This window comes from Kitasatospora sp. NPDC015121, assembly GCF_055562955.1.
Map to the genome: position 1 here is coordinate 100,146 of NZ_JBVHEH010000004.1, position 12,313 is coordinate 112,458.

Annotated in this window: 11 protein-coding genes; 5 read left to right on the top strand and 6 right to left on the bottom strand. The window is 74.3% G+C overall.

The genetic code is table 11. The features are described from left to right. Window positions 1-60: 60 nt before the first annotated feature. The 5 genes from ACZ3J7_RS06400 (at window position 61) to ACZ3J7_RS06420 (ending at window position 6,928) form a co-directional block, all read left to right on the top strand. Window positions 61-657, top strand: coding sequence for an NAD(P)H-dependent oxidoreductase (locus tag ACZ3J7_RS06400; RefSeq protein ID WP_465617445.1), 597 nt, complete (start codon window positions 61-63; stop codon window positions 655-657). A gap of 398 nt (window positions 658-1,055) precedes the next feature. After that, entirely contained in the window at window positions 1,056-2,387 is a 1,332-nt protein-coding gene (locus tag ACZ3J7_RS06405) for a nucleotide sugar dehydrogenase (RefSeq protein ID WP_465617447.1), read from the top strand. After that, window positions 2,384-3,901: a glycosyltransferase family 2 protein gene (locus tag ACZ3J7_RS06410; RefSeq protein WP_465617449.1), complete on the top strand. Its 1,518-nt coding sequence runs from the start codon at window positions 2,384-2,386 to the stop codon at window positions 3,899-3,901. Before ACZ3J7_RS06405 ends, ACZ3J7_RS06410 begins: the two co-directional genes overlap by 4 nt. Window positions 3,902-3,998: 97 nt before the next feature. Beyond that, a complete protein-coding gene (locus tag ACZ3J7_RS06415; protein ID WP_465617451.1) occupies window positions 3,999-6,131 on the top strand; it encodes a polysaccharide deacetylase family protein in 2,133 nt (710 codons plus the stop codon). Beyond that, a complete protein-coding gene (locus ACZ3J7_RS06420) occupies window positions 6,128-6,928 on the top strand; it encodes a hypothetical protein (RefSeq protein WP_465617453.1) in 801 nt (266 codons plus the stop codon). The genes ACZ3J7_RS06415 and ACZ3J7_RS06420 overlap by 4 nt, the downstream gene beginning before the upstream one ends. Before the next feature lie 112 nt (window positions 6,929-7,040). On the opposite strand, the gene ACZ3J7_RS06425 is transcribed toward ACZ3J7_RS06420, so the two are convergent. From ACZ3J7_RS06425 to ACZ3J7_RS06450, 6 genes are all read right to left on the bottom strand, one after another. Beyond that, window positions 7,041-8,351, bottom strand: a complete 1,311-nt coding sequence (locus ACZ3J7_RS06425) for an MFS transporter (RefSeq protein WP_465617454.1) — start codon at window positions 8,349-8,351, stop codon at window positions 7,041-7,043. Next, complete coding sequence (locus ACZ3J7_RS06430; protein WP_465617456.1) at window positions 8,348-8,929, bottom strand: glycine-rich domain-containing protein; 582 nt, start codon at window positions 8,927-8,929, stop codon at window positions 8,348-8,350. The genes ACZ3J7_RS06425 and ACZ3J7_RS06430 overlap by 4 nt, the downstream gene beginning before the upstream one ends. Then, entirely contained in the window at window positions 8,926-10,203 is a 1,278-nt protein-coding gene (locus ACZ3J7_RS06435; protein ID WP_465618010.1) for an acyl-CoA synthetase family protein, read from the bottom strand. The genes ACZ3J7_RS06430 and ACZ3J7_RS06435 overlap by 4 nt, the downstream gene beginning before the upstream one ends. Window positions 10,204-10,298: 95 nt before the next feature. Further along, complete coding sequence (locus ACZ3J7_RS06440) at window positions 10,299-10,445, bottom strand: hypothetical protein (protein ID WP_465617458.1); 147 nt, start codon at window positions 10,443-10,445, stop codon at window positions 10,299-10,301. Window positions 10,446-10,635: 190 nt separating this feature from the next. After that, window positions 10,636-11,091 carry a VOC family protein gene (locus tag ACZ3J7_RS06445; protein ID WP_465617460.1) on the bottom strand — a complete coding sequence of 152 codons (456 nt, stop codon included), beginning with the start codon at window positions 11,089-11,091 and terminating at the stop codon, window positions 10,636-10,638. Window positions 11,092-11,183: 92 nt separating this feature from the next. After that, window positions 11,184-12,110: a LysR family transcriptional regulator gene (locus ACZ3J7_RS06450; RefSeq protein WP_465617461.1), complete on the bottom strand. Its 927-nt coding sequence runs from the start codon at window positions 12,108-12,110 to the stop codon at window positions 11,184-11,186. Window positions 12,111-12,313 lie beyond the last annotated feature (203 nt).

The window sequence follows — 12,313 nt, forward strand, 5'->3', positions numbered from 1 at the left end:
GGTCAGTTGGTCGGACCCGCCGCAGTCGGGCCGACCGGGTTCCCAGTAAGGAGTTCCACCATGACCGTGCGCGTCCTCGCCCTCGTCGGCAGCCTCCGGGCCGGCTCGTACAACCTGCAGCTGGCGGAGGCCGCCGTCCGGCACGCCCCCGAGGGGATCGAGGTCGAGATCCACCAGGGCCTCGCGGACGTCCCGTTCTACAACGAGGACATCGACGTCCCGGACGCCGCCCCGGCCCCGGCGGCGCTGCTGCGCGCGGCGGCCGGCCGGGCGGACGCGCTGCTGCTGGTCTCGCCCGAGTACAACGGGACGATCCCCGCCGTGCTGAAGAACGCCATCGACTGGCTGTCCCGCCCGTACGGCGCCGGTGCGATCAGCGGGAAGCCGGTCGCCGTGGTCGGCACCGCCTTCGGCGGCTACGGGGGCGTCTGGGCCCAGGACGAGGCCCGCAAGTCCGCGGGCATCGCCGGCGGCGCCGTCCTGGACGGGGCCCGGCTCTCGGTGCCCTCCGCCGGCACCCGCTTCGCCACCACCCACCCCGCCGACGACGCCGAGGTCGTCACCGGCCTGCGCGAGGTGCTCGACCAGCTGGCCGCGAAGGCCGCCGAGGCCGCCGAAGGCGCAGCGGGCGCCGAGGCCGTCGCCGCCACCGTCTGACGTCCGGGCTCGGCCGCGGCGCGCCCGGTCTCCGGGTGCGCCGCACCGGACGGGGCCCGCGGGTGTCGGCCCTTCCCGACCGGCGCTGAACTGCGGTTTGTTAAAAGCTTGTTGCGAGATGTGCGGGCGGCTCCGCGCCGGGCGCGGTGGCGCGTGCACCGGCTACGCACAAATGACTATCACTTGATCACTTTTTCATCACGCTTCCCCCTCCCGAGGTTTGAAACTACACCGAAGTAGAGGGACGAAAGCATGACCAAGACGGGCATATCCCAGTCCTTGTGGGCCGTTTGTCGGCTGATGACCGATTTGCTGGCGTGATCACAGGGCCTCCATCCTTCAGGGATTCCCCGGTGCCAGCCGTGCTGTCCTCCTGGCCCACGAATCTTGGAAGAACCTTGTCCACAGTTGCCCTGTCACGCCCGTCCGTCCCCTCCCGCTCCACCTCCGCTTCCCCCTCCGTCTCCGCCTCCGCCTCCACCGGGACCGTCGCCGTCGTCGGTCTCGGCTACGTCGGCCTGCCCACCGCCCTCGCCCTGCTGGGCGCCGGGCGGTCGGTGATCGGGCTCGACGTCAGCACCTCCCGGCTCGACGCCATCCGCCGCCAGGACGTCGACCTGCTGCCCAGCGACCGGGACCGGCTCGCGGCCGCCGTCGACGACCCGCGGTTCGCCCTCACCGACGACCCGGCGCTGCTCGCGGACGCCTCGGTCGTGATCGTCTGCGTGCCGACCCCCGTCGACGCGCACCTGGTGCCCGACCTCGACGCGCTGGCCGCCGCGTGCGCCACCGCGGTGGCGCACGCCGTGCCGGGCCAGCTGCTGATGCTCACCTCGACCACCTACGTCGGCTGCACCCGCGACCTGGTGCTCCGCCCGCTGCTGGCCCGCGGCTTCACGCCCGGCGAGGACGTCCACGTGGCGTTCTCGCCGGAGCGGATCGACCCCGGCAACGCGCACCACGCCCAGGACACCACCCCCCGGGTCGTCGGCGGCGTCACCCCCCGCTGCACCGAACTCGCCGCCGAGGCCCTGCTGTTGACCGCGCCGTCGGTGCACCGGGTCAGCTCGCCGGAGACGGCCGAGATGAGCAAGCTGTACGAGAACACCTTCCGGGCCGTCAACATCGCGCTGGCCAACGAGTTCGCGGACAACTGCCGCGGCCTCGGGCTCGACCCGATGGAGGTGATCGAGGCCGCCGCCACCAAGCCGTACGGCTTCATGCCGTTCTACCCGGGGCCGGGCGTGGGCGGGCACTGCATCCCCTGCGACCCGCACTACCTGCTGTGGCAGCTGCGCCGGCTGCGGATCGCCTCCCCGCTGATCGACACCGCGATGACCGCCATCGCCGGCCGGCCGCGCCAGGTCGTCCAGCGGGTGCGGGAGCTGCTCGGCGACCGCGGCCGGCCGCTGGCCGGGGCCCGGGTGCTGCTGGTCGGCGTGAGCTACAAGCCCGGGGTCGCCGACCTGCGCGAGTCCCCGGCGCTGGAGATCCTGGAGGAGCTGCACGAGCTGGGTGCCGCGGTCTCCTTCCACGACCCGCTGGTGCCGACCGCCCGGCTGCACGGCACGGTGGTGCACGGCGTCGCCGACCCGGGCGCCGAGACCTGGGACCTGGTGGTCGTGCACACCGTCCAGCCCGGCGCCGACCTGACCTGGCTGACCCGCCAGGAGTCGGTGCTGGACGCCACCTACCGGCTGCCCGGCGTCCCCGCGAAGGCGGTCCTGTGATCCTCGACCAGTCGCCGCGCACCGAGACGGTGCCGGCCACCTGGCCGCACGGTCCGGAGCGGTTGCTCCCCCCGCTGCCGGCCGGGGTCCGGGCTCCGGCCCGCCGCCCGGGGCCGCTCGGCCGCGCGATGGACCGGGTGGACCCGGCCGTCCGCGCCGGGGTGCGCCGGGTGCTGACCCTGCTGTGCATCCTGCCGCTGCTGCTGATCCTGGCCCGCGAGGCGCCCCGGCTGCCGCAGAGCCCGCTGATCCTCGGCTACGGCTTCGTGGTGCTGGCCGGCACCATCGCGATGCTCTACATCTCCTACAGCAAGTACGACGACCCGGCGGTGCGCGAGCTGCGCAAGCGCCCGCGCCGGCTGGACGACTTCCCGCAGCTGCCCGCCGTCCCGCGGGTCAGCTTCCTGCTGGCGGTCAAGGACGAGGAGGAGTGCATCGAGGACTGCGTCCGCTCGATGGCCTCCTCCGACTACCCCGACCTGCAGATCGTCGTCGTCGACGACCTCTCGGAGGACGGCACGCGTGCCGTGCTGCGCCGCCTGGAGGCCGAACTCGGGATCACCGTCCTGTACCTGGAGAAGAACCTGGGCAAGAAGCACGCCCTGGTCCGGGCCTGCGAGATCGCCGACGGCGACGTCATCGCCTTCACCGACTCCGACTGCATCCTCGCCCCGGACGCCCTGCGGCGCTGCGTCGACGCCCTGGTCCGGCACCCGGAGCTGGGCGCCGTCAGCGGGCACTGCCGGGCACTGAACGCGCCGGTCAGCGTGTTCACCCGGGCCCAGGACGTCTGGTACGAGGGCCAGTTCCGGGTCGCCAAGGCCGCGGAGGCGGTCTTCGGGTCGGTGGCGTGCGTCTCCGGGCCGCTCGCCGTCTTCCGCCGCGACGCGATCTACAACTACCTCCCGGCCTGGGCCGGCGACCGGTTCATGGGCGCACCGTTCCGCTTCGCCACCGACCGGCAGCTGACCGGCTACGTGCTCGGCCAGAAGTGGAAGGGCCGCGCGCTGAAGCGGCAGTACGCCGACTCGCCGTTCGTCACCGCCGCGGACTACCCGGAGCGCAAGTGGCGGATCGGCTACGTCCAGTCCGCCCGGGTGTGGACCAACGTGCCGGCCCGGTTCCGGCCGTTCATGAAGCAGCAGATCCGCTGGAAGAAGAGCTTCATCCGCAACATGTGCTTCACCGGCACCTTCATGTGGCGCCGGGGCCTCGGCCCGGCCGCGCTCTACTACGGCCACGCGCTGTGGGTGGTCGCCGCCCCCGTGATGGCGTTCCGGCACCTGCTGTGGGCGCCGCTGCACGGCGCCGCCTTCCTGACCCTGCTCTACCTGGGCGGCGTCGTCCTCAAGGGGCTGGTCTGGGGGCTCGCCTTCAAGATCGACAACCCGGGTGACACCCGGTGGCGCTACCGGCCGGTGATGAGCCTGCTCTCCTCGGTGCTGCTGGCCTGGCTGCTGCCGTACTCGATCGCCACCATCCGGCGCGGCGTCTGGTCGAGGAGCGCGACGTGAGGCCGCTGCGCGCCGTCGCGCGCTTCGTCGCCGCCGTCCTGTCCACCGCCGTCGTCGTGGGCGTCTACGCTCTCGTGCTCTCCCGAGGGAGTCTGCTGTGACCGCCCGCCCCGACCGCCGCCGCCGCCGGCAGGGCCGTTCCGGCCGACGCGGCGTCACGCACTGGCTCGCCCGGTTCTCGCTGGTCGTGCTGGCGCTCTCGGTGCTCGCCATGCCGTTCTACGCCGGCTGGAAGTACTACGTCTTCCGGCGGGACGTCACCCCGCAGAGCACCGTCGGCCCGGCCCACCTGGACCGCGCCACCCAGGCCTCCTGGCGGGACGAGTCCGGGAAGCTGCCCGAGGCCGCGCCGCCCGTCGTGCTCACCTACCACGACATCAGCCCGACCAACCGCAGCGAGTACGTCGTCACCCCCGAGCGGTTCGACCAGCAGCTCACCGCGCTGGAGGCGGCCGGCTACCGCACCCTCACCACCGACGAGTTCGTCGACTACCTCAAGGGCGGCCCGGCGCCGCCCCGCTCGGTGTACATCACCTTCGACGACGGCACCAACGGCCTCTGGGTGTACGGGGACCGCATCCTCGCCAAGCACCACATGCACGCCGCCTCCTACCTGATCACCGGGAAGGTCGACCACAACCGGCCCTACTACCTCTCCTGGGCCGAGGTCTCCCGGATGTCGGCCTCCGGCCGCTGGGACTTCCAGGACCACACCCACGACCTGCACCAGCGCGGCCAGGTCGACGCCGCCGGCACCATGGCCTCCGCGCTGTCGAACCGGCTGTGGCTGCCGGCGCAGCAGCGCATCGAGAGCGTCGAGGAGTACCAGCAGCGGCTCGACGCCGACATCGCGCAGAGCCTGGTGGACTTCGAGGAGCACGGACTGCCGCGCCCGCAGCTGTTCGCGTATCCGTTCTCCGAGATGAGCGAGCGGATCAACGTGCCCATCCCAGGGCCCTCGCTGCAGGGCGTCCTGGAGCGGACGTTCACCGCCACCCTGACCGACCTGGTCCACCGCCCGCTCCCGGCGGGCCGGCGGGCCGCGGCGGCCCGGCAGATCCAGCGCCTGGAGGTCTTCCAGACCACCACCGCCGCCCAGCTGCTGGACCAGGTCAAGCAGTGGACCCTCGTCCCGCCGTCGCTGGACGCCCCGCTGCGGGACCCGGCCTCCTGGACCCGCACCGACGCCAGCGGCGCCGAGGACATCGGCGCCCTCACCGGCGCGGGCCCCTACCCGGGGAAGACCGGGTACGTGTCGGCGGACCTGCTGCCGATGGCGTCCGCCGACTGGACCGACTACACGGTCGGCGCCACCGTGGCGGACCTCGCCGACAGCACCAACAACGTCAACGTCACCACCCGCAACGACAGCCTGGAGCCGATCACGGTCGGCCTCAGCCGCTCGACCGTCACCCTGCTGCGCGGCAGCGGCGACAGGCGCGAGCAGATCACCGCCAAGCCGCTGGTCGCCGCCGCGAGCCACCAGCTGCAGGTCACGGTGACCGGGAAGACCGTCAAGGTGCTGGTCGACGGCCGGACCGAGCTCAGCACGGAGACCGCGCAGAGCGGCGGCAACGCCACCGGCGGCATCGGCCTGTCCGTACGCAACGGCTCCGACAAGACGCCGTGGCCCAAGTTCACCGCGCTCGACGTGAAGCCCGTCCCGGTCGGCGCCGCCGCGGCCGCGCCGACCACCCTGACCGTGGCCAAGGCCGTGCTGCTCGACCCGGGGGCCAGCTGGACCTCCGCGCCCGGCGTCCCGTCCGGCATGAAGGTGGGCGGCGACGGGCTCTCGCCGACCGGCCTGGCGCTGTCCGACTACGCGGCCTTCGAGCGGGACCGCACCGAGGGGTGGACCAGGTACACGGTGCGCGGCACCGTCCGGCGGCTGAACACCCCGGGCGTCTCCGCCGCCGTCTGGGCCCGGGTCGGCAGCCCGTCCGCCGTCAGCGTCCAGGTCAGCCGGCGCGGGGTGAAGGTGCTGTCCGGCGACGCCGACAACCGCAAACTGGTCGCCAGCAAGGCCCTGACCGACGCCGACCACCACGACGTGGTGATCACGGTCGGCACCGACACCACCTGGATCACCGTCGACGGCAACGTCGGCTTCACCGTCCCCGCCGTCGGCGGCGGCACCGGCGGCGTCGCCTTCTCCGCCTACCGGGACGTCACCAAGGCCTCCTGGCCGACCGTCCGCCAACTGAAGGTCACCGAGGCGCAGGTCAAGTGAGCGACCCCCGACCGAGGCCGAGCCGCCGAGCACTCCTGCTCGGCGGCTCCGCCCTCACCGCCGGCACCGCCGCCGGCGCCTGGTACCTGTGGCCCGGCGCCGGCGGCCGCGACGGCGCCTTCCGGCCCGACCTGTCCGGCGACGGGCTGCTCACCAACGAGTACGCCTTCCGCGAGGAGCACGCGCCGGACGCCCGCACCAGCCCCGACTGGGTGGTCACCAGCGGCTCGCTGTTCGCCCACGACGGCACCGGCTCCACCGGCGCGCCCGACGGCGACTCCCCCGGACCGGACTCCGCCCGGCACACCGGCTCCGCGGTCTTCCGCCTGGTCACCCGCCGCCGGGACTTCACCGGCTGCGCCGTCACCGTCCGGGTCCGCCTCCAACCCCCGCTGACCACCGGCCGGACCCCCGCCCAGGACTGGGACGGCGCCCACCTGTGGCTGCGCTACCACAGCCCGCAGGAGCTGTACGCGCTCAGCTTCCGGCGGCGCGACGGGCACCTGGAGATCAAGCGCAAGACCCCCGGCGCCGGGGACGACCCCGCCGACCAGGGCGACTACCGGACCCTGGCCGAAGGGCGGCACGCCCTCCCCTACGACGAGTGGCACACCGTCGCCGCGACCGTCCGCGACACCGCCGACGGCAAGGTCCGCCTCACCCTCGCGATCGACGGCACCACCGTCCTGGACGCCCTCGACGACGACCCCCGCCGGATCACCGGCCCCGGCGGCGTGGGCCTGCGGGCCGACAACACCGCACTGGAGTTCCGCGACTACACCGTCACCCGGGCCTGACCGGCGGACCGCCCACCTCCCGGCCCTCCTCCCCGCCCGCCCCTGCCGCGCCCCGGCCCCACCGCCGCCACCGCCGCCTCCGTCGACGAGCGCGGCGGCGCGGCCGTTCGCGCTACCGGCGGCCGGCGGTCAGGGCGAGGGGGACGAGGAGGAGGGCGGTGAGCGCTCCCGCGGTGGCGAGGGCCGGGTAGCCGGCGAGGGCGACGACCGCTCCGGAGGTGAGGCCGCCGGTGCTGCCGGCCACGGCGAGGCCGACGTCGGCCAGGCCCTGGACGGCGGCCCGGCGTTCGAGGGGGGCGGCGGCCGTGACGACGGCCGTCCCGCTGACCAGGCCGAGGTTCCAGCCGAAGCCGAGCAGCACCATGGCCGCGGCGAGGACGGCGACGGAGTGCGGCGGCGCGAGCGCGGCCGTGAGGCCCGCCGCGGCGAGGGTGAGGCCGGCGGCGGTGGCGACGGGCAGCGGGCCGAACCGGTCGACCAGTCGGCCGCTGACCGGGGAGGGCAGGAACATCGCGCCGACGTGCAGGGCGATGACCAGGCCGGCGGCGCCGGTGCCGTGGCCGTGGCGGTCCAGGTGGACGGGGGTCATCGTCATGACGGCGACCATCACCAGCTGGCCGAGCAGCATGATCCACAGCCCGGTCGCCACCCCGGGCCCGCGGCGCGTGGCGGTCGCGGACGGGGACGCGGTCACTGTAGCCGTCGCGGTCGCGGTCGTGGTCGCCGTCGCGCCGGCCGCCGGGGCCGTCGCGTCCGCGGGCGGCTCGGCGGCTGCCAGGCGGCGGGCGAGCAGCAGCGGGTCCGGTCGCAGCAGCGTCCCGATCAGCGCGGCCGCCGCCCCGTAGGCGGCGGCCGCGAGCAGGAACGGCCCGGCGAGCGCGGGGACGCCCCAGCGTTCGGCGGCGTCGCCGGAGACGGTGACCAGGTTGGGGCCGACGACCGCGCCGAGCGTGGTGGCGAGCAGGACGGTGCTGACCGCCCGGCCGCGCCGGTGCGGCGGCGCGAGGTCGGCCCCGGCGTAGCGGGCCTGGAGGTTGGTGGCGGTGCCGGCGCCGTAGACGAGCAGGGAGAGCAGCAGCAGCGGCACGTGGTGGGCGGCCACGGCGGCGACCACCCCGAGGCTGCCCAGGGCGCCGGCCGCGTAGCCGGCGGCGAGGCCGGGCCGGCGGCCGTGGCGCTGGCTGAGCCGGCCGATGGCGAGGGCGCCGAGGACGGCCCCGCCGGTGTACAGGGCGCTCGGGATCCCGGCCAGGCCGGTGGAGCCGAGCAGGTCGTCGGCGAGGAGGGCGCCGACGGTGATGCCCGCGGCGAGTCCGGTGCCGCTGAGGACCTGGGCGGCGGTCAGGACGGCGAGGGTGCGCCGCTGTTCGGGCGGGGCGGCGGCCGGTCCGGTGGCCGGGGCGGCGGCGGTCGGCGCGCTCACCCGGCGGCGAGCGGCTGGAGCCGGGAGATCTCCGCCAGGGACATGTCGAGGTGCTGGTGGAGGTAGCGGACGATGGTCCAGTGGGCCATCGCCTCCTCGTCGAAGGGCCCGAACTCCCGGCAGTAGAGCGGGATCCAGCGCAGCGCCTCCTCCGCCGCGCGCTCCCGGCCGGGCTCCTGCTGGTAGGCCTCGTAGCGGATGCTGCGGTGGTGGACGAAGAAGCCGCCGGGCAGGCGCTCGCAGAGGGCGGCGTACTCGCGGGTCTGCAGGATCAGGAAGTGCCACACCTCGTCGATGTGCTGCTCCACGGGGAGGAACAGGCCGGCCAGGGTGTCGCGGTGGCCGGAGACCAGGTGGAGGTAGCGCAGGCACTCGAGGACCTGGCGCTCGGCGTCCCGCGGGTCGGCGCCGGTGGTGGCGGCGGCGTGGGCGACGGCCTCGGCGTGCAGCTCCTCGCCGAGCAGGGCGCGGAGTTCGGCGGCGGTGACGCGGACGCCGGGCGCGTCGGGCGCGTCGGAGGCGGCGGTGTCGGGCGCGGCGTCGGAGGCGGCGGCGGTGTCGGGCAGTCGGCTGGTCATCGGGCTCCGTCCGCGGGTCGGCCGTCGGCCGCGAGCCAGGCGTACTTGCCGGACGCGCCGATCGGCAGGTGCTGGTGGTGGGCGACGCGGGCGGGCCGTCCGGTGAGCAGGTGGACGGCGCGGCCGAGCGCCTCGGTCTCGGCGGGGCCGGGCGGCGCCCCGTCGAAGGTGGTGCAGTGCAGCACGGCCTCGCCGTCGGCGGGGTCGGGTCCGCGGTCCGTGACGGCCAGGTGCTGGACGAAGACCCGCGGGGCGGTGCCGCTGACCAGGTCGTCGAGGTCGCCCTGGGCGACGGGGCCGTGCGGGGTGGCGAGCAGTTCCTTCTCGCGCCCGCAGAAGCGGGTGATCCGCGCGGGGTCGGCGGAGCCGTCCGAGGTGCGCACGCAGTCGCCGGAGCGGTAGCGGACGAGCGGCATCCAGGGGTTGCGCACGCTGGTGACGATCAGGCTGTGGATGTGGCTGCCGGGGGCGACCGGGAGGAGTTCGACGCTCATGCCGTGCAGGTAGGGCCGGTAGTCGCCGCCGCTGTCGGCGTAGTAGAGGTAGCCGAGTTCGGTGCTGCCGAAGAGGTCGACGACCGGGCAGTCGAAGTGTTCGCGGAGGTACCGGGAGACGTTGCGCGGGGTGTACTCGTACGCGTGGACGATGGCGGCGGGCGGGGGGAACCGGTCCCAGAGGTTCCAGCGGTCGGTCTTCCGCACCAGGTGGGCGAGGTGGTACGAGGAGCAGTCCAGCAGGTAGCGCCCCTGCGGGTGGGCGGCCGCGGCCGCGCGGATCTCGGCGAGCATCCGTTCGACCTCGTCGCGGGTCCAACCGGCGGGATCCAGCCGGAGGTTGAGGTAGGCGGTGCGGTCGTCGAGCCGCCGGTCGTCGGGGCCCGGTTCGGCGGGGGCGGTGGTGCCGCGCTTGCGGGCGTTGACCCGCGCGACGTGCTCGGTGGCGAGGACGGTGGTCAGCGAGACCCGCCGGCAGCCCTCGCGCCAGGTCGCGGCGAGGTCGGGGTGTTCGCTCCACAGCCGGTAGTAGGAGTGCAGCAGGAAGTACGGCGGCCGGATGATCCGCATCCGGGCGTGGTTGGTGCCGGTGGAGAGCACGTACTCGGCCTCGCCCGCGGCGAGGGCGTCGGCGAGGGCGGGCGTCATCCAGTTGTCGGGGAAGCCGCGGGCGATCTCGGGTTTCTCCAGGACGGGGAAGTGGCCCCGTGCGATCGAACCGCGGTAGATCGGGATGTCCTTGATCCGGTCGACCACGTCGGCGGTCGGCTGGCCGTTCACTGTCACCCCCGGGTGGGTGCGGGCGGCTGGGTGGGTCCGCGCGCGGCCGGCCGGGCCGGGGGCACCGGCCCGGCCGCCCGCTCACGGGTGGCGCGTCAGGAGATACAGCCGGACTTCGCGACGCTGATGCAGCCGTCCTTGGCCACGCTGATGCAGCCGTCCTTCGCGGTGGACGCCGAGTTGGCGGCGACCCAGCCCTTCCACTTGTCGTCCTGGGTCATCTTCGCGATGAGCTCTTCCACGGGTGCCTCCGGGATCAGGAGTGGACTCGCGACCCTCTTGAAGTCGCCACGCCAAGCTAAACTTCGGGTCAAGAAAGTGTCAACGGACGGCAATGTGACGAACATTGGCCCCGCCCCGGGTTTGGAGGGCCCGGTGATCGACCGGTACCTGACGGGCCGTCAGGATCGGCCCCGTCGCACGCGGCGCGGATCAGAGGCCGACGGCCGCCGCGGTGTCGTGGAGCTCCCGTGCGTCCATCTCGGCGACGCGGGTGGCGAAGAACCAGGAGTGGCCGAAGGGGTCTTCGAGTTCGGTCTGGAGGTCGCCGTGGAACTGCATCTCGACCGGTCGGACGACGTGCGCGCCCGCGGCCGCGGCCCGCTCGGCGAGGACTTCGACGTCCGGGACGAAGACCATGAGGTTGACCGGGGTTCCGCCGATCGTCCGCGGGCTGCGGAAGTTGTACTCCGGGTACTCGTCGCGCAGCATGAAGACGGCGCCGCCGATCCGCAGTTCGGCGTGGGCGATCCTGTCGCCCTGGCGCGGGATCTCGATCAGGACCTCCGCCCCGAAGGCGTTCCGGTAGAAGTCGATCGCCGCCCGGGCGTCGTGGACGTTGAGGTACGGGACGCCGCCCCTGTACTCGTCGGGCACCGGGTTCGTCATGGTGTTTCCTCTCGCCGTTGCTGTGTCTCGATCCTCGGCGACCGGTCCACCCGCGACAACGACGGGATCCGAAAGGAACGTCAACCCTGGAGTTAGCGATCGGGGGCGGCCGAGCGCGGCGACCTCCGTTGCGGTCCGCGGCCGGGGGCCGCCCGGAGGAGGTCGGTGAACTCGCGGACCCGGGCCGTCAGACCGGCGACGGGCCAGACCGGTCCGTACGCGAGCGGGGGGAGGTCGGCGAGAGGGACGTACGCGATGTCGGGGCGGCTGTGGTACCGGGCGGCCCGGCGGCCCACGATCGCCGTGCCGGCGCCGGCGCCGACCAGGGTCAGCAGTTCCTGGCGGGAGGTGAGCGCGTGCACCCGCTGGACGGGGAGCCCGGCCGGGGTCCGCGGCGGCACGAGGGCGTCGAGCAGGTAGGCGGGCGCGCCCGCGGGCACCAGGACGGTGTCCCTCGCGAGGTCCTCCGCGGTCAGGTGGGCCCTGCGCGCGAACGGGTGCCGGGCGGGCACGGCCAGCACGCGTTCGTCGCGCAGCAGCGCGGGCCCGGTGGCGAGGTCCGGCTCGTCCACCGGGAACTCGGTGACCTGGAGGTCGAGTTCCCCGGCGCGCAGGGCACCGAAGGCGTCCGACAGGTGCACTTCGCGGATGCGGACCTCGCACTCGGGGTGGCGGGTGCGGAACGCCGCGGCGGCGGCCATCACGGCCTCGCCGACCAGCGGGCTGGAGAAGCCCACCCGCAGGACGCCGGCGAAGCCCCGCCCGGCGGCGACCGCCTTGGCGATGCCCTCCTGGATCCGCTGGTGGCCCGCCCGGACGTCGTCGCGGAGCGCGCTGCCGACGGGGGTGAGCGCGACGTGCCGACTGCTCCGCTCGAACAGCGCCACCCCGAACCGGCGCTCCAACTGCTTGATGCTCTGGCTGACCCGGGCGCCGCTCACCCCCAGCCGCTCGGCCGTGCGCCCGAAGTGCAGTTCCTCGGCCAGGGTCAGGAAGATCTCGATGTCACGCCGCTCCATGCCCCGAAGGCTAGCGACCGCCGCCCCCGTGCCGTGCCGGCCGCCGCAAGCCGACGTGCCCGGGGGCACCAGGCGTTCGGGGAACGGTGCCCGTGCCGCTCTCGGTGGCCCCGGGTGCCGCCAGGCCGGTGACACGCCCGCCCTGGCGGGGTGCCGTCGCGGGGGTGGGGGATCATGGCGCGACGCATGTTCCGGCTGGTGAG